This is a genomic window from Microcoleus sp. Pol11C3, assembly GCF_036701485.1.
GTDB lineage: Bacteria > Cyanobacteriota > Cyanobacteriia > Cyanobacteriales > Microcoleaceae > Microcoleus.
In genome coordinates this window covers 1-23,245 of record NZ_JAUBQW010000103.1, presented here as the reverse complement: position 1 = coordinate 23,245, position 23,245 = coordinate 1, and the positions used below count along the sequence as shown (strand labels likewise).

The 23,245-nt window shown below is 47.0% G+C and carries 22 protein-coding genes; 5 read left to right on the top strand and 17 right to left on the bottom strand.

Features of this window, described 5'->3' with window-relative positions:
* Positions 1-167: 167 nt before the first annotated feature.
* The 9 genes from QUA40_RS20815 to QUA40_RS20775 form a co-directional block, all read right to left on the bottom strand.
* Entirely contained in the window at positions 168-665 is a 498-nt protein-coding gene (locus QUA40_RS20815; protein ID WP_333129305.1) for a transposase, read from the bottom strand.
* A 183-nt stretch (positions 666-848) separates the two neighbouring features.
* Positions 849-2,408 (bottom strand): GMC family oxidoreductase N-terminal domain-containing protein, encoded by a 1,560-nt coding sequence (locus QUA40_RS20810; protein WP_333129303.1) that lies wholly within the window; start codon positions 2,406-2,408, stop codon positions 849-851.
* Positions 2,409-2,454: 46 nt separating this feature from the next.
* Positions 2,455-2,832 carry a hypothetical protein gene (locus QUA40_RS20805; protein WP_333129300.1) on the bottom strand — a complete coding sequence of 126 codons (378 nt, stop codon included), beginning with the start codon at positions 2,830-2,832 and terminating at the stop codon, positions 2,455-2,457.
* An 81-nt stretch (positions 2,833-2,913) separates the two neighbouring features.
* On the bottom strand, positions 2,914-3,603 hold the full coding sequence (locus QUA40_RS20800) for an alternative oxidase (protein WP_333129298.1): 690 nt from the start codon (positions 3,601-3,603) through the stop codon (positions 2,914-2,916).
* A 52-nt stretch (positions 3,604-3,655) separates the two neighbouring features.
* On the bottom strand, positions 3,656-3,934 hold the full coding sequence (locus tag QUA40_RS20795) for a hexameric tyrosine-coordinated heme protein (protein WP_333129296.1): 279 nt from the start codon (positions 3,932-3,934) through the stop codon (positions 3,656-3,658).
* A 344-nt stretch (positions 3,935-4,278) separates the two neighbouring features.
* A complete protein-coding gene (locus QUA40_RS20790) occupies positions 4,279-4,887 on the bottom strand; it encodes a nitroreductase family protein (RefSeq protein ID WP_333129294.1) in 609 nt (202 codons plus the stop codon).
* 100 nt (positions 4,888-4,987) lie between these two features.
* The gene (locus tag QUA40_RS20785) at positions 4,988-5,869 is read right to left on the bottom strand and encodes an RNA polymerase sigma-70 factor (protein WP_333129292.1); all 882 of its coding nucleotides are present in this window, start codon (positions 5,867-5,869) and stop codon (positions 4,988-4,990) included.
* On the bottom strand, positions 5,866-6,273 hold the full coding sequence (locus QUA40_RS20780; RefSeq protein ID WP_333129290.1) for a hypothetical protein: 408 nt from the start codon (positions 6,271-6,273) through the stop codon (positions 5,866-5,868). The genes QUA40_RS20785 and QUA40_RS20780 overlap by 4 nt, the downstream gene beginning before the upstream one ends.
* A 20-nt stretch (positions 6,274-6,293) precedes the next feature.
* The gene (locus QUA40_RS20775) at positions 6,294-7,232 is read right to left on the bottom strand and encodes an NAD(P)-dependent oxidoreductase (protein WP_333129288.1); all 939 of its coding nucleotides are present in this window, start codon (positions 7,230-7,232) and stop codon (positions 6,294-6,296) included.
* A gap of 216 nt (positions 7,233-7,448) precedes the next feature.
* On the opposite strand from QUA40_RS20775, the gene QUA40_RS20770 reads away from it, so the two are divergent.
* On the top strand, positions 7,449-8,879 hold the full coding sequence (locus QUA40_RS20770) for a DUF3370 domain-containing protein (protein ID WP_333129286.1): 1,431 nt from the start codon (positions 7,449-7,451) through the stop codon (positions 8,877-8,879).
* A 262-nt stretch (positions 8,880-9,141) separates the two neighbouring features.
* Here QUA40_RS20770 and QUA40_RS20765 read toward each other — a convergent pair whose 3' ends face one another.
* From QUA40_RS20765 to QUA40_RS20755, 3 genes are all read right to left on the bottom strand, one after another.
* The gene (locus tag QUA40_RS20765) at positions 9,142-10,437 is read right to left on the bottom strand and encodes a dihydrolipoamide acetyltransferase family protein (protein ID WP_333129284.1); all 1,296 of its coding nucleotides are present in this window, start codon (positions 10,435-10,437) and stop codon (positions 9,142-9,144) included.
* A gap of 173 nt (positions 10,438-10,610) precedes the next feature.
* Complete coding sequence (locus QUA40_RS20760) at positions 10,611-11,051, bottom strand: YlqD family protein (RefSeq protein ID WP_333129282.1); 441 nt, start codon at positions 11,049-11,051, stop codon at positions 10,611-10,613.
* 144 nt (positions 11,052-11,195) lie between these two features.
* Positions 11,196-13,145, bottom strand: coding sequence for a long-chain fatty acid--CoA ligase (locus QUA40_RS20755; protein ID WP_333129280.1), 1,950 nt, complete (start codon positions 13,143-13,145; stop codon positions 11,196-11,198).
* A gap of 135 nt (positions 13,146-13,280) precedes the next feature.
* Between QUA40_RS20755 and QUA40_RS20750 the strand changes: the two genes are divergently transcribed.
* Positions 13,281-14,228: a leucine-rich repeat domain-containing protein gene (locus QUA40_RS20750; protein WP_333129278.1), complete on the top strand. Its 948-nt coding sequence runs from the start codon at positions 13,281-13,283 to the stop codon at positions 14,226-14,228.
* A 198-nt stretch (positions 14,229-14,426) separates the two neighbouring features.
* Positions 14,427-15,473, top strand: a complete 1,047-nt coding sequence (locus QUA40_RS20745; RefSeq protein WP_333129276.1) for a leucine-rich repeat domain-containing protein — start codon at positions 14,427-14,429, stop codon at positions 15,471-15,473.
* A gap of 63 nt (positions 15,474-15,536) precedes the next feature.
* Here the strand turns inward: QUA40_RS20745 and QUA40_RS20740 are convergent, their stop codons facing one another.
* The 3 genes from QUA40_RS20740 to recQ form a co-directional block, all read right to left on the bottom strand.
* A complete protein-coding gene (locus QUA40_RS20740) occupies positions 15,537-15,788 on the bottom strand; it encodes a UPF0175 family protein (RefSeq protein WP_333129274.1) in 252 nt (83 codons plus the stop codon).
* Between the two features lie 169 nt (positions 15,789-15,957).
* Entirely contained in the window at positions 15,958-17,049 is a 1,092-nt protein-coding gene (locus QUA40_RS20735; RefSeq protein WP_333129272.1) for a hypothetical protein, read from the bottom strand.
* A 109-nt stretch (positions 17,050-17,158) separates the two neighbouring features.
* Positions 17,159-19,354, bottom strand: a complete 2,196-nt coding sequence (gene recQ, locus QUA40_RS20730; protein ID WP_333129270.1) for a DNA helicase RecQ — start codon at positions 19,352-19,354, stop codon at positions 17,159-17,161.
* A 97-nt stretch (positions 19,355-19,451) separates the two neighbouring features.
* Between recQ and QUA40_RS20725 the strand changes: the two genes are divergently transcribed.
* A complete protein-coding gene (locus tag QUA40_RS20725) occupies positions 19,452-19,736 on the top strand; it encodes a DUF427 domain-containing protein (protein WP_333129268.1) in 285 nt (94 codons plus the stop codon).
* A 131-nt stretch (positions 19,737-19,867) separates the two neighbouring features.
* Here the strand turns inward: QUA40_RS20725 and QUA40_RS20720 are convergent, their stop codons facing one another.
* Entirely contained in the window at positions 19,868-20,533 is a 666-nt protein-coding gene (locus QUA40_RS20720; RefSeq protein ID WP_333129266.1) for an L-threonylcarbamoyladenylate synthase, read from the bottom strand.
* A gap of 75 nt (positions 20,534-20,608) precedes the next feature.
* Here QUA40_RS20720 and larC point away from each other — a divergent pair, with 75 nt between their 5' ends.
* A complete protein-coding gene (gene larC, locus QUA40_RS20715; RefSeq protein WP_333129264.1) occupies positions 20,609-22,018 on the top strand; it encodes a nickel pincer cofactor biosynthesis protein LarC in 1,410 nt (469 codons plus the stop codon).
* 113 nt (positions 22,019-22,131) lie between these two features.
* Here larC and QUA40_RS20710 read toward each other — a convergent pair whose 3' ends face one another.
* Positions 22,132-22,977, bottom strand: a complete 846-nt coding sequence (locus QUA40_RS20710) for an ABC transporter ATP-binding protein (RefSeq protein WP_333129261.1) — start codon at positions 22,975-22,977, stop codon at positions 22,132-22,134.
* Positions 22,978-23,245 lie beyond the last annotated feature (268 nt).

The following is a 23,245-nucleotide window of genomic DNA, read 5'->3' as shown; positions in this document are numbered from 1 at the left end:
TCCTTATTTTTTTACCTTACCATTCTCTCAAACCTTTGTCCTGTTTAGACTAGAGGTGCCTTGTCACCCGCTAAGGCCCAACAGTGGGCAAAAAACCAACAAATTTCATGGTGCTGAACGTGTCCCAGCAATGGATAAGAACAACAAGGAGACTGGTGCATTATGTTTCACCTGTTTGAGTGATACGGAAAAACAATTTTGGGATCGGCTGTATGTCCTAAATAAAGATAGGCAGCCGAGCGCAGTACAATTTCCGAATAAAGAATCTTTTGGATATCTAAACTCGGCACACGTTTTGTTGCGAAATGGTAAGCCGCGATTTCCCCATCCAGGCTGAAGTCGCTATCCGTCAAGTAGTGGTCATAATCGTGCATTCCCTGGAAAATAAAGCCATAGATCGGATTAGGATAAACAGCAGAATCATAACTCTCGGCCGATACCCAGAGATGACCTTTTTCAATATCGCCAAACATTTCTTTAGCGTTGTCATAACGCATATAATCGGAAAATTGCAGATTTAAGGGCAATTGATGAAACTCATCCATGAGCCAGTCACAGAGTTGGGCGATGGTTTCTTTAGAAATTTCGGCAGGCTTGCCTTCTAGGTAGAGTTTGGCGAGAATTTCTACTTGAGATAAAGTTGTCTTTGTTTTTGTGAGAGTCATATTGTTACCCTCATAACCTTGAACTACCTTTACTTTGACAGTTGTTGCCTGCAATGTCTTTGAGCTAGCTCATTGTGGGAAGCGAAAAAGTAAAATTGGGCAAAGCTAGATGCGATGCCCAAGGTGATTATGAGGTCTAGAATCAACCAGTTTCGTCCAGCCGATCGCGGCTCGCGCTCCCTTTTAGTTGGCAATTGCTAAATGTGTTTGCTGTGAAACACAACCTGTGGCTTTGATTAAATCCACTGCTTTTTCGCCGATCGCAATTGTCGGCGCGTTAGTATTCCCCGTCGTCAGGGTTGGCATGATTGAGGCATCCACAACACGCAACCCCTCAACCCCATATACCCGGAGTTCGGGGTCTACAACCGCCATTCGATCGGTTCCCATTTTGCAAGTGCCCACAGGATGAAACACCGTACCACACGTTTCCCGAACATAAGCTTCGAGAGCTTCATCGTTAGTCACCTCGGCACCGGGCGCGACTTCTCTGCCTCGAAACTCATCAAAAGCACTGGTTTGAAATAACTTGCGGATTAATTTAATGCCTTCAATCAGCTTCTGCACATCCGATCGATTTTGCAGATAGTTCAGCCGAATCATGGGTGCATCTTTGGGATCGGGCGATCGTAACTTAACACTACCAATATTTTCGGGATGCGTCAAAATCATTAGACCCGTAAATCCTACACCAGAATTGGGATAGCCCGGAAGTTGCCACAGGATGGGGCCAAAGATTAGCTGTAAATCTGGCGTAACCTCCTGATTCCCCTCACTATGTGCAAACAATCCAGCTTCGGCGATCGCATTACTGGTAATGGCAGGGTGTACATCCTGAATTGCCTCATATGGCACAGGAACTACAACATGATCTTGCAGGTTCTGACCAACTCCTGGCAAATCAACGACGACAGAAATACCCAATGATTGCAAGTATTCTGCATCCCCAATCCCGGACAACATCAGCAGCTTAGGCGAATCGAACGCACCAGCACTTAAAATAACTTCCTGGTTAACTCTGACTTGGTGCAACGTTCCTTCATGTATGTATTCGACTCCAACCGTGCGGGTTCCTTCAAACAACAATCGAGTGACTAACGCGCCTGTTGTCGTTGTTAAATTGGGACGCTTGAGAATCGGTAAGAGAAATGCCGCAGCGGTACTGTGCCGTTTACCATCCTTGACCGTGTACTGATATAGTCCCGTCCCTTCCTGCTGTCTGCCGTTGAAATCAGGATTGTCGTCATATCCCAGTGCCACCGCTGCGTCTACAAGTCGCTGGGATACGACGGCAGGGGAAATGATATCAGTCACGCTCAACTCGCCATCTACACCGTGATATTCAGAGGCACCGCGTGAGGAGTGTTCAGATTTCTTGAAATAGGGCAGTAAATCCTGGTAACTCCAACCAGGATTACCCAATTCCTGCCAGTGATTGTAGTCGTGAGGATTACCTCGGATATACATCAGGAAATTAATCGAACTGCTGCCTCCCAAGACTTTGCCACGAGGACAAAAGATTTTGCGATTATTCAGGTACGGTTCTGGTTCAGAGAAATATGCCCAGTCCACCTCAGTGCCTAGCAAATGTAGGCATTCCACTGGGATTTGAATCTCTGGTTTAGTATCCCGATTGCCCGCTTCGAGTAACAACACGGTTGTTTCACTGTCTTCTGTCAGACGGTTAGCGACTACGCAGCCTGCTGAACCTGCACCAATCACAATGTAGTCATAGTTTGTCATGATATTCTCCTGTGTGTTGTTTTATGCCTAAAACCTTCTAGAACATTCAACTTTTAGTACAAGCTTTCTGCATCAAGATTCTGTTGTTTTTATACACCTCTAAAGTTCCCGACTGCGGGCTATCCAACGTGCCATCCCACACCCAATATTCATAATTTCCCTTCCGAAATTTATACACTCGAACACCTTCTGTCGCTTTCACAGTTCCTCTACCCAAACTTAAATTACCTTTGGGACTGGTCGAGCGATAGAGCAGTTCACGGGAAGTTTTATTCTGCCAAATATTGATATTGTAACCACCCTGGCATTTCGTACTGAGGATGATGCTAGCAGTAGAATCAGCAGAGGCAGGTAAGGAAAAATTAGCTAAGACACTAATTGGCAGAGCAAGGAGTAACGCGGATATTTTCAGTAGTGTGTTCATGGTTCTCAAGAGTGTTGTAGAACTAATACAACAGGAATCGTTGACCTCGAATTGTTTCAAAGTGCATAACAATTTTAAAAATCAGCCAGTTTTATCGGTGTTTGCAGCTATCAATTCAAAAACGGTATGGGGACTTTTGAAGGTTTGCCGCGCTTCTGGTTTTTGGAGTGCCACCATTGTTTTGACGTGTTCGCGTTCGTCATCACGGATGTTCACGAACACGTCGTATAAATCATCCACCTTGGGACGGCGAAATTCATGATTTGATGTAGTCTGAACTTCGTCAAACATATAAAGATCGCCATCGCGATAGAAGTTGATGGCGACTTGGGGAGCAGGTTGACTTTTCAGTTCTGCTTCATTGATTTTCAAGTAGTCGTCATAGGTTTGGTAGGCATGATCTTCAATCAGCTCCATCAGGTAGTAGGCGTACTGGGGAAACAGCATATAGAGCAGCACGACAACCCAGTAGTAAGCCACTGCAATGTGTTGAGCGATGAATCGATCGATCCAGATGCGATCGCCTCCCAGTGATTCCATAATCAACAAATGATGTAATTCGTTCCAGGTTTCAGCAAAGTGAACTTTCAACAAATCAGCTTTGCGCCACAAACCCAGCGTCTCGTAGAGATGCAGCACTGAGACATAGGAAAAATAAGGAACGCGGGCGATCGTTTCGAGTACATAAAACCGAGCGTAGGAGCGATCGCCATACACGACATCCACAATAAACACGAAAAAACTGACGATTAATCGAATCAACATTTTCATTGTATATTCCTTCAAAATCAGAACACATGATTGATTTAACGATTTTGAAATACTACTTCCGCCAGTAGTTATTGGCAGCAGCGATTGTGGCAAACTCTGTCGCAACTGTCTGCCCAACTGCAATTAGCATCATGGCATCATTGCCATAAACATCTCGCAGTTGTAACCGTTTTTCTTCATCAGGCTGAGTCAGCTTGATAATCAGACGCGCCATTTTCACGGCTAATTGCCGCCCCTCTTCAGGCGTTTCGGTTAACAGCGAATTATTTGGGATTAGCGTAATTTCAGGTGGTGCTGCTGGTGAATCGTTGGAAACTGTGGTGTTATTCATGTCAATATCTCCTGTGATGTGTTGAGAGAGATGGGACAGTTTGTCTACTTTGATCGTGCAACAGCTTTCTAATTGCTTCAATGAGCTAGCTCATATTTGAAACAATTTGTCGAGCGCGATCGGCTGTGAAATTCCTATTAAACCTTGTGAGTTATTTACAGATCAGACGAAACAGCATCGTTGGTTGTGACAATAGGAGTAAAGTCAAACTTAAAATGGCGATCCCCCACTGATCAACCCGATCGGTAAGTTCGATCTCAGTCGCGAAGGTGTTGATTAAAATGATCTATTAGGCTGATAGCAAAGTGGCTTTCATTACCTCATTCACTAAAATTGTTTAAGAGTCACTCCTTCAGCAGCGATGAGGCATTTCCCCACTTTCCACTGAATACAAATTGCTCTAGGGGTTTCCGTTGCCTTGGCATCAAGTCGCGTTCCTTGAGAGCATCCGGGAGTGTCATTGGATCGCCCTGATAGCCGATCGCCATCCCCGTCCACGCCTCCGAACCTTCAGGGATGTTAAAGAGCTCGCGAGCCTTGTCTGGAAGGATACCGATCATCTGATGCACACAAATTCCCCGTGCCGTCGCCTCTACTACCAGATTGCCTGTAGCAGTTCCGAGATCGTGAATCGCAGCCCGGTTGTCTTCGTTATTCCGAGCAAATTTGAGGCTGACAATCCCCAAAGCAAGAACCGGAGCGTCTTTTGCCCAAACCTGATTTCCTTCAACCAGACACGATAGGAGTTGTTGAAAATGCTCAGGGTTATCCTTAGTCGCAACGATATAACTCCAAGGTTGCTCGTTGTAGGAAGATGCCGCCCATCGCGCCGCCTCGAACAATGAACGAAGATCGACTTCCGAAACCGGCCTATCTTGGAAGGCATAAGGACTCCATCGTTCTGCGAGAAATTCATGGATCGGGTAGTCCGTTGACGCTTTCTTGTCAGACATAATCGCTCCTTTTGATTATTGTATTGGTTAACTAATGTTGATTGAAACTTTTGATGTAAATACCTTGATGAAATGACTATACAGAAACGATCGCTCTCAACTACCGATCCAAAGAGAGATCTTTGCAAATCCGCTCTAGCTTTTCTGGATTCCGCACGCTGTAAATTGATTGGATACAATCACCGACAATCTCAAACGTTGTAACGCTGTGAATGTTTCCATCCAGATACTGGATAATGCCAGGCTGTCCGTTGATTTCAACTAAACGAGAAACAGAATGAGGCAGCCATTTTCGACGAACTGCCAATAGAAACCGAGCCACTTTCATTGCCCCATGTAGTGGCTTGATGGCGGCAACTACCAGACCACCACCATCTGAGCAAAACGTTACATCTTTCGCCAACAGCAGCAGCAAATCCTGCAAATCGCCCTTACTGGAGGCATCTAAAAAGTGAGATCTAATCTGTTCCTGTTGAGACTTGGAAACAGGAAAACGCGGACGTTGAGCAGCAAGGTGTTGCTTCGCCCGTCGGAGAATTTGGCGACAGTTGGTGGGACTCTTGCCGACCATGTGACCAATTTCATCATAGTCATATTCAAATACATCGCGGAGCAGAAAAACCGCCCGCTCAAGGGGAGATAAACGCTCCATTACGACTAAAAACGCCGTCGAGAGTGAGTCTGCTAATTCCATCAGATCGGTTGAATCATGAGATTGTTGCGTGATTATCGGTTCCGGTAGCCAGGTGCCGACGTATTCTTCTCGTCGGACACGAGCCGATCGCATATGATCGATGCACAGACGAGTAATGATGGTAGCTAAATAAGTCTTTGCCGATCGCACCGTTTCGCTTGGTGTCTGCTGCCAGCGCAAAAAGGTTTCTTGCACCATATCCTCACCATCGGTCACACTACCCAGCATCCGGTAGGCGATCGAAAACAGCATCGGACGATAGTGGTTAAAGTCATCGAGAGGACTCATAAGACCTTTTCGTTTTGCGGTACAGCTTTCAATGCCGATATGCTAATCCAACACGCTAATCCATCCACAATTAATGTGAGGATAGCTGTTACCTGGAAAAGCAAACCCCAGCCTACAAAGGAAACGTGAGAAACATGATCGGGGCTAATTACGATGTAATGATTGTAGATCCCAAACATTATCGAGACCGCCATTGAATATAGCAATAGCCAGCTACCGATGCGGTAGAACTGTGTCCATAGTAAAACGGCGGCAATGATGGGAGCCAGCAGAATCACAACACCCACAAATACAGCCTGAAAGAGAGAAAGGGGAACAGGGATTTGCTCGTGCGCTAAGCCATGTAGTCCATGCGCGATCGCATGAATGACTACGATCGTTGTTCCATATTGAGCAACCTTCATCTTGCTTCTCCCATAAATTGTTAGCTGATACGAGCAACGGCTGCATTAACCATCCATTCCAAGGGTCGAGCCTGAAAATTTAGCTCGCGTTTTGCTTTGGCATTCGATACGCCTCTCATCTGAGTGCCGTAGTAAACAGCATCCGCGCCACTGATACGCAGAGCCTGCTCAACCGATACGTGGGGTGGTGGTAAAGTATTTAGCCATTGTGCATAAGCAGAGAGCCACACGCGCACCTCTAAAGGTCGATCGTCCGCAATCAGATAAATGCCTGAATTACCCCGATCAACTGCCGCAACTGTCGCTGCCGCCGCATCCTCAATATGAATCCACGACCATACCCCTTCGCCATTTCCGATGATCGGGAATTGTTGCTGCCGCACCTGTTGGGCAACATCGCCATCGGGAGCGTACCAAGTACCCGGGCCGTAGAAGAAGCCATAACGCAGGACAATCCCTTCTATGTTGGGTGTTGTGAGTAAGCGATGTTCGAGCTCATTAACCGTGCGAGTGCCGTCTGCAACTGCGGGTGAGGCATCCAAGGCTAAGGGCGTTTCCTCGTCTGCCAATCCTGCACCGGGAACCGCCCAAAATCCGATCGACTGCATCAGGTAACGACGTACACCAGCCGCCAGCGAAGCCTTCAGCACATTAGCACCGCCTTCTCGACGGATGCGATCGTTCAATGCTGCTGCTGCCTGCATCGACTCGTTGGTGTAGGTTTTGGGCAGAGAAGTGAGTTGTTCAATTACCACATCCGGTTGAGCGCGGCTGATGGCAGCCTGAACCGCATCCGCATCGAATACATCTGCGATCGCAGGTTCCACACCTTGTTGGGCTAAAGTTTGTGCTTTTTCTAGAGAGCGGGTTAAAGCAATAACATGGTGTCCTTTCTCAAGCAATTGTGCGATTAGCGGACTACCGATCGCTCCTGTTGCCCCTGCTACAAAAACCCTCATCTGCGAACCTCCTGTTACAGCCTGTGAGTTATTTATAGATAAGACGATAGAGCGTCGTTGGTTGTGACAATATCAGTGAGCTTCATATTTGAAATAGCGCAAAAATTGACCTAAAATCTCAAAATCTCCAGAAAATATCAACCAACTTGTGGTAAAGTTTTGTGTCGGTTGCTATGTAGCAATCTTCTGCAAGTTCAGTTAAACGCGCTCTCAGCAATGTTTTTGCCAATTTTCCCCTTAGCTCAAACAATCCTCGCACCTCCCGCCCAACAACAACTGATCATCGACCCAGAAGTCCCCGTACCCGAAAACGAACTGGATTTGCCGCCACAGCCAAGCAGCAGCCCGCTGAAAACAGTGACAATGCCCCAGCAAGTGCGCGTACTACCAGGACAACTCGACAACATCCCCGTTTTCAACAGCAACAGCCCCGAAGTTGTGCAAACCGAAGGCATTTTGCTCTCCACATTTGGGCCCGAAGGAAAACAAGTACCTTCTGCACACTTAAACTTTCCCTTCAAAGGTCGATTTGACATCTTTGCCCACCACATCGCCAAAGCTAAAAATCGCGAAGAAATTCGCACCTTATTTCAAGGAATAATTGTCCACAATCCTAACTCCGAACCTGTTACTTTAAATGTCTTGCAAGGAGCGACTTATTTAACTCGGCCGGATGCCTTGTTTATCGATTTGCCGTCGTATTTAGAGAATCGATTCGGCACTGTGTTTGCGGGGCCTGGAAGCCGCATCACGAGCGATGTGTTGCGGGGATACAGACAAGCCATTTTGCCGGCTGCGATCGAGATTCCGCCCCATCAGAGCCGAATGCTGATGAATTTGCCGATACCTGTGGGGAATGTCACGCCTTCTTCCAATGGTCGATCAACCTTGATGCGAGTGTCGAGCAGCAATTCGGTTTATGTAGCATCATTAGCAATGTTTGCTCCTAAAAGTCAAGGAGGAGTCGAACAATATCCGACTTTAGAAGAGTGGGAAAATATTTTAAATACCAAAGGTTTAGCGGGGCCAAGAGATTTAGCACCAACTCCCAGAGGCGAAAATCCGGTGCAAAAAATTTATGGCCGCGTTGCGGGAGTAGCTGAAGGTTCCCAGTGGCAAGCTAAAATTACGGACAATTCGAGAACCGATTATTTAACTATTCCCAAGCGCGGCGAGTCATTTTCCTATGCTTTGAGCACTACTGATACGGGTACTTTTGGAACTGGTCAAGTTCAAAGCGCTAAAATGTTAGTTCGCTATCCCGATACTGCTTACTTAGCTAATGGTAATTACGGGATTCAATACAACTTAACTTTTCCGCTTTACAACAAATCTCGCGATTCCCAATCTGTTAGCATTAAAATGCAAACACCGATCAAAGCAAATACAGAATCGGGGGGATTGATGTTTTATGATCCTCCTGAAAATCGGATATTTTTCCGAGGTACGGTGCGGGTGATGTTTAATGATGATACGGGCAAGACTTTGACGCGCTACATTCACATCGTGCAGCGCCGGGGACAGCAGGGGGAACCTTTGGTGAATGTGAATATGAAGCCGCGGGAACGACGTTTAGTTCAGGTGGATTTCTTGTATCCGCCGGATGCGACGCCGCCGCAAGTTTTGACCGTGCGATCGAGTAATTAGTTGGTGGTTGACGGTTGACGGTTAACTGTTAACCTTTGGGTTTTTGTGTTAATGAGTTAAGATAGGCATTAAGTTTTGGTGAAAGTTCATTTAATATAGTTTCCGGTTGCATCGGAATGATACCGAGGACACGGCAGTGCCGTGTCCCTACCCTAATTAATTGTAGGGACACGGCAGTGCCGTGTCCTGACTGTGGGTAATAATTCCGATGCTACCGGAGTAGATATTAAGGGCAAACAGTCAACAGTCAACAGTCAACTAATTAAAGCGTCAAAGATTGAGGATTTGTCTCAATCAATTTCGCTAAATCTTGCAAGAAAGATGCAGCGTCAGCACCGTAAATAATCCGGTGATCGCAAGTAATATTCACCTGCATTTGGCGCTTCACTCCCATCAAGCCTTCCTCGTTTGCCACTACTTGCGGCCGCGAAGAGCCGATCGCCAAAATCGAGCCTTGATTCGGCGGCAAAATCGCGTCAAACTTGTCTACTCCAAACATTCCCAAATTGGAAAGAGTAAAAGTTCCCGTGCTATATTCATCAGGCTTCAACTGCTTGGTGCGGGCGCGATCGACTAAATCCTTCCAAGTGCGGGAGAGCGAATAAATATCGAGGCGATCGGCATTTTGCAGCACCGGCGTAATCAAACCGCCGCCATCCATCGCCACCGCTACCGCCACATTAATATCAGCACGGTATTGAATCCCCGACTCCACATAACAAGCATTCAGCAGAGGATGTTTTTGTAAAGTTACTGCTACAGCCTTCGCCAGCATAGCCGTCATCGTGACGCCCTTCGACTTAATTTGTTTGTAGAGTTTGTCCAGATTATCAGTAGTAATTGTGTAACCCACGCGGAAACACGGCACGCTCAAACTTGCTTCCATATTCCGCACCACCGCATTTTGCAGCGCATTCATCGGTACTTTTTGGCCCGAAAGTGCGATCGCCGGGACTGGTGCGGAGGCGGGTTTGGCTGCTGCGGGGGCGGGTGCTGCGGGTGCAGGTGCGGGTGCTGCGGGGACTGTTACCGGTTGCTGAACCGGAGCGGGTTGGGCTTTGCCGGCTGCTGCTTCCACATCCTCTGCGACAATGCGACCGTTGGGCCCGCTGCCTTTGATAGAATTCAAATCTACTTTAAACTCTTTGGCTAACTTGCGAGCGCGGGGAGAAACGACGCTGCGGCCGTTTTGGCGGCTGACATTTTGCTGCAAACCTGCTGACGATGTAGATGCGCTCACAGGAGCGGGGCTGGGAGCGGGGGCTGCTGCTGCGCTTGGGGCGGCGGCTCCTTGCTGCTGAGCTGTGGCGATTTCGGCTTCCGTTTCTGCTACTAGGGCGATTGCCGCTCCCACCGGAGCAACTTCGCCCGCAGGTACAATAATTATTGCTAAATAGCCTTCGTAGAAAGACTCCACGTCCATGTCGGCTTTGTCGGATTCCACGACTACCACCGTTTCGCCTTTTTCTACTTTGTCTCCAGCGGATTTGACCCAAGAAACAATTTTGCCCTCTGTCATGGTAGAGCTCAGGGCTGGCATGAAAACTTCACGAATCATCTGTAAAAAGTCCTTTTGATGTGGTAATAGGTAATCGGTATTTGGCAATTGATAATTGGCGATGGGCCACTGGCAATACTTATTATTATGCCAGTCTCTCGCATTCTTGATGTGTGACTGTTGACTCAAAATCAATTGCCCATTACCGATCGCCAATTACCACTTACCAATTTCTAAATATCACCTCGAATTTCTTCGACTATGCCGTCGCGGAGGAGAACTTCTACTTGCATTTTTTGAATCAAGTTTTCTCCCAGCCCGACAGTGAATGTGCCGTCAATTTGACCTTGACTCACTTCTTGTTCCAGGTCTAGCACCTGCACTTGCTGAAGCTGTTGCAGGTTTTGGTTTTTCTGTTCTAGCAGTTCGCTTTTTCTTTGATTCACCTGCACTTGAATGTTTTCTATTTGCTGTATTACTTGCGGGCCTGGGGGGTGCAGGTTTTGCTTTTGGATTTCTGAAACCATCCGCTGCCCTTGCATTTCTAGCTGCTGTAGCTGAGAGTCTATTTGGTTGATTTGGCCTTGGAGTTGCTGTTGAGCTTCTTCTTTCCAGCGGGGAGTAACGACGACTTTAACGTTAATCGATCGCTTCAAGAGTAATAGTGGTTCCATAAAGTTGTTGCTTGTCAATTAGGAATTAGGCATTAGTCATTAGTTGGTAAACATGAACTAATGGCCCAGGACTGAGGAATCGGACTCGGGACTCGGGTGTTGGGATAATTTTTTCTTTTCCATTCCCCAAGTCCTGCGAATATTTCAAAACATCCCGTCAATCATATCGCGGTAGTGTTGCGTCACAACCGGGCGCTTAATTTTCAGGGTCTGGGTCAACATTCCATTTTCGATCGAAAATGGCTCCTGAATCAACCGGAACGGGCCGATGCGATCGTCGGCGCGGTATCCGGGGCGATTTTGCACCTCTCGGTTCAATTCTTTGCGGAATAAGTCTTGAATTGTCTTGCTATTCCAGTCAATTTCGTGTAATGGGGGAGTCTGAGTTTCTGCCCATTTCTGCACGGCTTCTTGATTGGGGACAATTAAAGCGCCGACGGATCTCTGATCTTGACCTACTAGCATAATTTGGTCGATGTAAGGGCTGCGGACACAGGCGTCTTCTATGGGCTGGGGTTCGATGTTTTCGCCGTTGCTGAGGACGATCGTATCTTTGGCCCGCCCGGTCAAGATTAAGTCGTTTCCGGGTGTCAGCCAGCCCAAATCGCCGGTGTCGAACCAGCCTTCGGAGTCGATCGCCTTGGCAGTCGCTTGGGGATTGAGATAGTAGCCCTGCATGATTTGTGGCCCCCGCGCCAATACCAAACCGCGATCGCCTGTTGGCAGTTGCTTTCTGGTTTCCGGGTCTACTATTTTAATCTCGGTATGGGCGATCGGCTGTCCTGCGGAACCTTTAAGATTGTGCCAAGGGCGGCGGACTGTTAAAACCGGAGATGTTTCGGTTAAACCGTATCCCACCAACAATCCGATATTCGCTATTTCAAAGAAATTGTCTAAATGCCCGGCCAAAGAACCGCCGCCGCTAATTGCCCACTTAAAACGTCCTCCCGTAGCTTCCCTGACTTTTTGGTAAACCAGTTTTTCGGCGAGGGCGTGGATGGGAGATAATAGAATGCTTTTGATGCGGGCGATTAGTTTTTCCGAAGCAGAAGCAGGTTTCAAACTGAGAGTTAATCCTTGCAAAATGCGGCTGGATTCTATGTATTGTTGGCTGGCAGATAGCAGGAAGTTAACCAATTTTTGTTTATTGGCTGGCTGTTCCCGAAATTGCTTTTGTACTGCCTCGTAAATCGATTCCCAGATGCGCGGAACGCTCACCATGTACTGGGGTTTGTAGGTTTTAAAGTCTTGTTTGAAATAGCGAATATTGGTGTAAATTTGCGTGCATCCTTGGGAAAGCAGGAAGTATTCAACGCTGCGTTCGTAGGCGTGCCAACTGGGCAGGATGCTGAGGGCACATTCGCCGGCTTCGGGTTGGAGAATTGTCCCGAAGGTGGTGATTTGGTGTAGCAGGTTGCTGTGCGTGAGCATAACACCTTTGGGTTTGCCGGTGGTGCCGCTGGTGTAGAGGAGGGTGGCGAGGGTTTGAGGCTTGTGGTTGGAGGGTTTGAGGGGACGGTTAGCCCCTGTGGTCATCACTTGGGAAAATTTGACTGTGCTTAGGGTTTGGCTGGTTTCCGGTTCTTCGTCGGAAAGGAGGACGACGAGTTGAATGGGCAAATCCGGGAGGCGGTGTTGCAATTTTTTGAGTAATGCCAGGTTTTCGACTACTAAAGCGGTGCTGCCGCTGTCTTGGATGATGTAGAGGAGTTCTTCGGGGTCGGCGGTAGCGCCTCGAACGGCGTTGGCTGCCCCGGCCATCATGATACCTTGGTCAGCTATCAGCCAGCGGGGGCTGTTGTCTGCGAAGAGGGCGACGCGCGGAGGGACGGCTTCTCCTGGATTTGTTTCGATGCCGAGGGCTTGGAGGCCGGCGGCGAATTGCTGGATTTGCTGGTAGAGGTCGGTGTAGGTGAGTTTGATTTCTGGTTTGCTGTGGGGATCGTGGAGGGCGACGGTTTGACCGAATTTTTGTTTGACGATCGCCCAAATTTCGGGTATCGATTGGATGGAACTGTAATCGATCAGGCGGCTGAGGTTAGCGCGATCGCGATCGGTCATTTGAGACGATGTGTAAGATGCTGTACTGTTCATAGGGTATTTTCCTGAGTTTTCGGAGATAAAATTATTGGCTATTAGTTTAATATCACAGTTATTTTAGAACTTTGTGGCAGTATCGTGACAGTTGGCCAACCTGCCATTGCCTATTCAGAAAATTAGAGATACAAGATGATGAAATTTATAGTTGCACAGAAACACATTAATTTATCAAGGTTGATAGTAGTTGTTTTTAGTGCGATCGTAGCATTATCGGGAAATGCACTTGGAGCGAAGGCTGAAGAAACGCGATCGGGAAACAGAACATTTGCGGATTGGTGTCGCCAAAAAGCTGATTTGAGTCCTGAACTTAAACATACTGTTGATGTGCTGTTGAAGAAAGCTGAGACTACTGAGTGCGATGCGGCCGATCGGAAACTTTCGAGTCTCACGGGACTCAGACTCATTGACAATAAAATCAGCAACATCCAACCGCTAGAGTCCTTGACTAACCTGACTCGGCTCATGCTCATGAGCAATCAAATCAGCGACATCAAACCACTAGCATCCTTGACTAAACTGACTTGGCTCTGGCTCGACAACAATCAAATCACTGACATCAAACCGCTAGAATCCTTGACTAACCTGACTAGGCTCGGGTGCGCCAACAATCAAATCACTGACATCAAACCGCTAGAATCCTTGACTAACCTGACTGTGATCGGGCTCGCCAACAATCAAATCAACGACATCAAACCGCTAGCATCCTTGACTAACCTGACTATGATCGCCCTGGCCAACAATCAAATCACTGACATCAAACCGCTAGCATCCTTGACTAACCTGACTTTGCTCACCCTTGGCGACAATCAAATCAACGACATCAAACCGCTAGCATCCTTGACTACCCTTGACTTGCTCACCCTTAGCGACAATCAAATCATCGACATCAAACCGCTAGCATCCTTGACTAACCTGAGATTGCTCTCCCTCAGCGACAATCAAATCAGCGACATCAAACCGTTGGAATCCTTGACTAACCTGGGAGAACTCCATCTCAGTGGAAACCCGATCGCACCCAAGACTTGTCCTCTCAAGCCAGAGTCTATCTGTAAGTGGGAACCACAACCTAAACCATAAAACTTGAAAATGAGGCCCGATCGCACTTCAATATTTCAGTCGCGATAGCTGTGCTGCTGATAAAGTTCGATCGCCAATTCTATCCGCACATCGGCTTCAGTCAGGGGGAGATTGTCGGGAAGGTCGATCGTAATTTGCATAATTTATAGTATCCTTAATTTCAAGTAAAATATGTGACGCTTATCGTTGGGAAAAAATATGATTTTATCAAGATTAATAGTAGTTATTGGGAGCGCGATCGTCCTAGCATTATTGGGAAATGAACTATCTGTGCAGGCAGCAGAGCCGCAACTGGGAAATAGCAAGCGAACATTTGCGGATTGGTGCCGCCAAAAAGCTGATTTGAGTCCTGAAACTAAACATACTGTTGACGTGTTGTTGAAGGAAGCAGGGACTAATGATTGCGATGCGGCAGATCGGAAACTTTCTAGTCTCACAGAGCTCGACCTCTTGGACAAGGGGATCGGCGACATCAAACCGCTAGCATCCTTGACTAACCTGACGAGCCTCGGCCTCAGCGAAAATCGAATCGGCGATATCAAACCGCTAGCATCCTTGACTAACCTGACGAACCTCGGCCTCAACGACAATCAGATCGGCGATATCAAACCGCTAGCATCCTTGACTAACCTGACGAACCTCGACCTCAGCGACAATCAGATCGGCGATATCAAACCGCTAGCATCCTTGACTAACCTGACTATTCTATTCATCAGGGACAATCAGATCGGCGATATCCAACCGCTAGCATCCTTGACTAACCTGACTTGGCTCTTCCTCAGCGACAATCAGATCGGCGATATCAAACCGCTAGCCTCCTTGACTAACCTGAAGGTACTCTACCTCAAGGACAATCAGATCCGCGATATCAAACCGCTAGCATCCTTGACTAAACTGACGAGCCTCTACCTCAGCGAAAATCGAATCGGCGACATCAAACCGCTAACATCCTTGACTAACCTGACTAGGCTCGACCTCTTGGACAATCGAATCGGCGACATCAAACCGCTAGCATCCTTCACTAACCTGACTAGGCTCGACCTCAGCGACAATCAGATCGGCGACATCAAACCGCTAGCATCCTTGACTAACCTGACTAGGCTCGACCTCAGCGACAATCAGATCGGCGATATCAAACCGCTAGCATCCTTGACTAAACTGACTAGGTTCGACCTCAGCGGCAATGCGATCGATCCCAAAACTTGCCCTCTAAAGGAAGAGTCTATCTGTGAGTGGGAACCATAAATTCAACCATAAAGCTTTACAAGGCCCTCCCAGAGTTCAGAAATAGAAGGCAATTTGCGTTCTTTAACTTGCTGCATAGAGTTGCGGAGGCTGGCTAGTTATGAGTTCGGCAGGTTCGTCATCCGGAGCCGCAGGCGGGGTGACGATATTGCGATCGATTAATATTTGGTAGAAATCGTCCGCTGAAATTTTAGCGAGTTGAGTGACTTTATCTAAACTGAGGCTGTGTTGCTGACAAAGTACGATCGCCAATTCTATCCTCACATCGGCTTCAGTCAGGGGGAGATTGTCGGGAAGGTCGATCGTAATTTGCATGATTTATACTACCTTTTAATTTCAATTGTCTCTGAAGTGCGATCGTTTAATTTTGCAATTCGGGTTTAATTTTGTTAACAGGACTTACCCACAGACACTATCTGTAGGGCGAAGCACACCGCACCTGATCCCCACAAATAGTGTAAAAATTGCTCCCCATAAGTCCTATTTAAGCGACCTGGCGCGGTGCCTCCACCATCGGTGCTGTACCAAACAAATGTCTGAGATAACTGCGACTGAGTTCGCGGTTCCAGCGCCGCAAACGCACCATCACTCGCGTGAATGTAAAAGTTAATTCCAACACCAAAGAAAGCTGTTTGAGACTGAGTGAAGTATTAAACACATCGTTGCCGTGCGTGCGTTCAATCTGATGGTGTTTCAGCAAAGCAATCAGGTTTTTGGTAGAGCCTTTCAGTTGATTAAAATAACTCTGGGAGAATGCCCAACGGCTGAAACCCCAAAACTTAGCCAAATGATTGATCTCATCCTGTAAAGGCTGAGAAATTGCCTGTTGCAACGCTCCAGTTGAGTGTACCATCAACCATAAATAAACAGAAGTAGCTCCCCACTCGGTACTCAGGCGACTAATTACGTGTTTGTAGGTATCTTGCCAAGCGTCACCTGTGGATTGACAGCCATTCACAGAGTTCGGTTTAACTTGCAGTTTTTCGGCTGTAAGTTGCTGGTAAATTTTCCTAAAAGTCGGGCAATGTTGGCGTTCTTCTTTTTCCCAGACACCTATCTCTAAAATGTTGCCATTGTCATCAAAGATTCCTCCCATAAACCGTGCCATTTGCGGGTAAATATGCTGTAAGTAGCACCAACTTTCTCTACCATAGCTGCGGATGGGAGCTTCAATTTCTGCAGCACTTGCCAAAATTTGCAAAAAGATTTCTGGCTTGACACCAATAATTTGATCGCGATTGATTCCTTGCCAATCTATGGGTTCCCAAGGGCGGGGATGCGGGGTGGAAAATTGCTGGGGGAGATCAGAAAGTCGATCGCTCAAAACTTCCAATGACATATAATGGTCGATGAGGGAGTTAATCCTAGCCCGACTTTGCAAGTAGCGAGGGCTTTGATACTGATTTCCAGCCAAGTCAATGGTATACACCTTACCAGTAGCTTTCATAGTTTCTGTCTGTTCGTAACTTTTACAACTATTGTGCAAAAGGCATTTGGGAAGTCGCAATGAGTAACGTGCAGGCTGCTCAATTACTAGCAGTGGCGTTGATTGAGCCGAACTCAGGTGAAACGGCATGAAGTAGGGTGAACTAAATAACAGATGATACGGCTAAGATGTGCCAAAGAGTAGCCTTCCTCCCATCAATTATCTGCGTCCATCTGCATTCATCAGCCTACATCTGCGGTTAAAAACCGACATAATTTTGCCGCCACCAAGCCCGCACAAACTTAATCTCCTCAAAAGTATAATGTTCTTCCAAAAAATCATAAATTGCTCTCAGTTTCTCATCCCCCATAACTTCAATAGCGTAGACTATCGCCTGCTGGCGTTCCGATTCTACCAATAAATTTATATCAACTTCCCTGCCCATTTCCATCAATTCTATCAGATGCCCAGAAATAGTATTAGGACTCATACCCCGCGCATTGGCGATTCCTTGAACTGTCAAACCTTGTCGGTACAATTCCCAGGTTTGCATCTGCGAATAAGACGCCACGTTGGAAAGATTGGGAAGATTAGCGACATCAGAAGATGCAGCACCACTTGGGAATCCTTGTTCTTGGCAAAAAGTGCGAATGGCCTCCAAGAAAACCTTACCGTACTTATCTCGCTTGTTGCTACCAACGCCGTAAACATCCTCGAATTCTCTGAGACTTTGCGGGCGTTTTTCTGCCATATCTCGCAAGCTTTTATCGGCAAAAACTACGTAAGGTGGCACAAATTGTTCGTCGGCAATTTGTTTGCGTAGCGTCCGCAGTATGGTAAATAAAGCTTCTACTTCTACTGCCAAAGAACGAACTTTCCCCTGTACTTCCCGCTGGGGCTCAATGGCGATTTCAACTATGCGCTGACGTTTCATAATTTCCCAACTTTTTTCATTTAGTTTCAAAATGGGAAATCCGTCTGTTTTTTCCTCTAAAAAACCTTGATTTAACAGCGAACGACTCAATTTTTTCCACTCGTCGGCACTTCTATCTTTGCCAATTCCGTAAGTAGAAAGTTGGTTGTGCTGGTATTGCAATATTTTTTGATTTTTTGAACCGCGCAGCACATCAATAATGTGATTCATGCCGAATTTTTCTTGGCATCGGGCGACGCAAGAAAGAAATTTCATTGCCTCAATCGTCCAATCTTCTACGGGTTTTTGATTGCAACAGTTATCGCAAGTACCGCAGTTGCCGGGGAATGAATCGCCAAAATAACTTAACTGGATTGTGCGACGGCAATCGGTGGATTCTGCATAGTTGATTACTCGGCGCAACTGTTGGCGGGCAATTCGTTGTTCTTGCGGATCTGGTTTTTGCTCGATGATGTAGTCGATCATTTTGACATCGCCGTAGCCGAAAAATAAGCTGCAATGGGCGGGTTCGTTGTCTCTGCCTGCGCGGCCGGATTCTTGATAGTATCCTTCGAGGTTCTTGGGCAAGTCGTAGTGAATAACAAACCGCACGTCGGGTTTGTTAATGCCCATACCGAAGGCTATTGTGGCTACCATTACTTGCACGTCGTCGCGAATGAAGCGGGTTTGATTGGTGGCGCGATCGACATCGTTCATGCCGGCGTGGTAGGGTAAGGCTTGGATGCCGCTTTGTTGCAATTTATAGGCAACTTCATCAACTTTTTTGCGGCTGAGGCAATAGATAATTCCCGAACCGCCTTTTTTTTGGATGATTTGCAAAACTTCGGCAAAACTGTGTTTGGTTTTGGGGCGGACTTCGTAGTATAAATTGGGGCGGTTGAAGCTGGCGACGTGGATGTAGGGATTTCGCAGAGTTAGCTGTTGGATAATGTCTTGGCGGACGCGCTCGGTGGCGGTGGCGGTTAGTCCCATAATTGGAATGTCGGGATATCGATCGCGCACTCGTTCCATTTGCCGGTATTCTGGTCGAAAGTCGTGTCCCCATTCCGAAACGCAGTGGGCTTCGTCGATTGCAAATGCCGAAATTCCTAACTTATTTGCTACTATATCTAAAAACGGTAAAAATCTCTCGCCCAGCAACCGTTCGGGCGCAACGTAGAGCAATTTAATCTTACCTTCGAGAATCGCAGTTTCGCGCGATCGGGTTTCCTGAGAGCTCAAAGTGCTGTTGAGAAAAGTCGCCCCAATTCCATTATCCTGCAAAGCTTCAACCTGGTCTTGCATCAGAGCAATTAACGGCGAAACAACCACAGTCAATCCCGGTTTCAACAGTGCCGGTAATTGAAAACACAAAGACTTGCCACCGCCCGTCGGCATGACAATCATCATATCCCGTTTTTGTAAAGCAGCTTCGACAATTTCCTGCTGCCCCGGACGGAAAGAGTCATAGCCAAAAAAATGTTTAAGAGCTTGTTCCAGGGACAGTGGCACAGAAGATATTGGCGGATTAGACGCTGACATTTGCAGTAGTTGGTTGTTGGCTTCCACACTATTCTATGCTTTTTGAGCACAAATACAGTTACAATAATTGAGAATCTCAATTTAAGCAGAAAAACTGATGCCGAAAGCAATTTGGAATGGTGCCGTTTTGGCCGAGAGCGACAAGTGCGAAGTTGTAGACAACAACTATTATTTCCCCGCAGATGCCATCAACCGTGAGTATTTCCAGGACAGCAGCACTCACACTACTTGCGGTTGGAAAGGTGTTGCTAGTTACTACAGTGTCGAAGTCGGCGGACAAGTTAATAAAGATGCTGCTTGGTACTATCCTACTCCGAAAGATGCTGCTAAAAATATTGCTGGGTATATTGCTTTTTGGAAAGGAGTTAAGGTAGAGGCTTAAAGCAGTTTTGAGTTAATCTAATCAGAACCCAACTTCTTGAACAAGTCTGGGTTCTGGGCCTTATTTCACTATTCTCAAGAACAGGCAAGATGCCGGTTCCACAAAGAGTGAATTTTATTGTATCTCCAAAATTAATCTTTTCCCCAAACGGCGACAGCTTCCGAACCCAAACCACGGCGAACAACAATCGGTTCGCTTTGTGTCAAATCGAGAATGGTAGAAACTTGATATCCCGGATCGGAACCGTCATCGACAATGACATCCACTAGCTTTGAAAAACAGTCAAACAGCTCAGCTTTGCCAAAGCTTTCTGCTTTTGCTGCTGGCACGGGTGCTTCACCTTCATCATCAGTGGTAATGTGAGCGGATGTTGAAATAATCGGATTTCCCAAAGCTTCCAACAGTGTAAAACAAAGCGGGTGGTCGGGAACGCGAATTCCCGTGGTTTTGCGTTTTGGGTTCATTACCAACCGTGGCACTAACTTGGTAGCTGGCAGCAGAAATGTATAAGGCCCGGGTATTAACCGCTTGATAATTCTGTATGCTTCATCGCTGACGGCAGCATAGTCGGTGATATTTGACAGAGAGGAACACAGGAACGTTAAAGGCTTATCATTGGAGAGTTGCTTGATCTGCCTGACTCGTTCTACCGCAGACTTGGAGTTGAGATCGCAGCCGATCGCGTAAACTGTATCTGTCGGATAAAGCATCACTGCCCCATCTTTCAGAGCTTTTTTAATTTTCTCGATCCGGTCTTTTTGGGGTGCAACTGGATGCACTTCGTAAATAGTTGCCATGTTAAGATATTGCAGGCTAAGTGGGCGATGGAAATATCGAGTGAAACAATCAATGCTAAAAATTAATTGTTAACAATGAATAAAATAGCTTATTTTGACTGTCCAACCGGCATTGCGGGCGATATGTGCATCGGAGCTCTCCTCCACGCCGGCGTTCCTTTAGAATACCTAATCGAAAAACTCAATTTGCTCGGCATTTCGACAGAGTACCAGTTGCGGACAGAATTAGTCCACCGGAATACTCAACAAGCAACTAAATTTTATGTGGATTTAGCAGCAGATTTGTCGTTAAAACCTGAAAATCCCGCTACCGAACTCGATCCCTCGGAAACGGAATCCCCGACTTTTGACGCCCGCCACCACCATCATCATGGGGAAGAACATTCTCACAGTCACGGCGAACCAGATGCCGAAATTAGCCACACTCATCACCGCAATTTGCCACAAATTGAGCAAATCATCGTCTCTGCAAAATTGCCTCCGCGCGTGGAAGCTTGGAGTTTGGCCGTATTTGGCAAATTAGCAGAGGCAGAAGGTGCCGTACACGGTATCCCCGCAAGCGAGGTTCACTTTCACGAGGTGGGGGCGACGGATGCAATTATTGATATTGTCGGTACTTGTTTGGGTTTGGATTGGTTGGATATTCAGGAGTTTTACTTTTCGGCGATGCCGACTGGTGCAGGTACGGTGAAGGCGGCCCACGGTAAGTTAGCGGTGCCGACGCCGGCGGTGATGCGGTTGTGGGAAACGCACCGAGTGCCGGTTTACAGCAATGGGCTCGATCGCGAATTGTGCACTCCTACGGGTACTGCGATCGCCTGTACTCTAGCCGCTGGTTTTGGCCCGCCACCGTCGATGCAAATTCAGGCGATCGGTTTGGGTGCAGGTTCTCGCAATCTGGCAATTCCTAATATTTTGCGCCTCTGGATTGGGGAGAAGGAAGAAGGGGAGAGGGGGAGAGTGGGAGAGTGGGAGAGTGGGAGAAAGACGGCTACTAATTCCCAATTCCCAATGCCCGATTCCCCATTCCCAATGCCCAATTCCATAGAAACTATTACGGTATTGGAAACACAAATTGATGATTTGAGTCCGCAGGCGATCGGCTATGTTTTCGATGCTTTGTTTGCCGCGGGGGCTCTGGATGTTTTTACTGCCCCAATTGTGATGAAAAAGTCGCGGCTGGGGGTTTTGTTAACTGCGATTTGTCATCCCGAATTTCAGGATGCTTGCGAAGCAGTTATCTTTCGCGAGACTACTACTCTGGGAATTAGGCGATCGACTCAACAGAGAACGATTTTACACCGGGAGATCCAGACAGTTCAAACTGAATACGGCGAGGTGCAAATAAAAGTTGCTAAGTCTGGCCAAACGATTACTAATGTGCAGCCGGAATACGAAGATTGCGCGGAAATTGCCCGAGTTAAAAATATTAGTTGGCGCGAAGTTCACCGTTTGGCGCTGCAAAGTTGGTACGAGCGAAGTTAGTACATCACAGGGACTTACAGCACCATTTTTAGGAACAGCCAAGATCCCTCTTCCACAAGAATTTAATTCACCAAATAACAAATAATAAATAACAAATAATAAATAACAAATAACTAAAGTCTGCGACTTTGTAAAATTTTTTGTTGCAATTCCTCGAAATTGGGCATTTTTGAGCGATCGTCTGTTGGAAACATCGCCCTTATTTGCTCCATAAGCTCGATCGCCAGCGGTACCCCAAGCTGCAATTGTTCCAAGACATCCCGCTGAGCAAAAACTGTTTCCGGTGTTCCTTCTAAAATCAATTTTCCTCGCTCCATTACAAACACCCAATCTGCCCAGCGGTAGATGAAATCGAGGTCGTGACTTGCTAAAAGGATAGTGGTTCCGGCGTTGTGAATTTGTTGGAGTAAACCGATCAGTTGTCTGGTGTGACGCGGATCTAGATAGGCAGTAGGTTCATCTAACAGCAGCAGTTTGGGCTTGAGCACCATGATATCGGCGATGGAAACCCGCTTTTTCTGGCCCAAACTGAGATTGTGAATTGGTTCGCGGGCGAGTTCGCTTAGATCGAATTGCTCGATCGCCTGCTGCACCTGTTGAGCAATTTCGGATTCTCTCAAGCCTAAATTGTACAATCCATAGGAGATATCTTCTTCTACCGTCGAAGCTACTAATTGATGTTCGGGATTTTGAAAGACGAGTCCGATTTGTTGGCGCAGTTGCATGAGAGATTTGCGATCGTAGCGAAAGGGTTCACCTTGCCAGCTAATAATTCCCTGCTGCGGTTGATATAAGCCATTTGCTAACAGAAAAAATGTAGTTTTGCCACAGCCATTTTGACCGATCAGCCCGCAGCGTTTCCCAGCAGGAACTTTTAGATTTAAACCCTGAATTGCCACTCGCGAACCGCAGGGATAGGAGTAGCAAGTGCCAGCGAATTCGAGAATCCCTTCAGACATATTCGTTATTTTTTATTTTTTATAGCCTTGTTCCCAGGCAGAGCCTGGGAAGAAATACCCGGAAGCAGAGCCTCCGATTACCGATTACCGATGAATAATTACCAATTACCGATTACCGATTTCCATTGTATAGCAATCCTTGCAGGAGTCGTAAACTTTTTACCCCACCCCAACCCTCCCCTTATCAAGGTGCTACCGTGTACACACAAGTTGATTCTGAGCTAGTTTCCATCCCAAAAAGATGGATTCAAACTGTCGGAGTCCATGA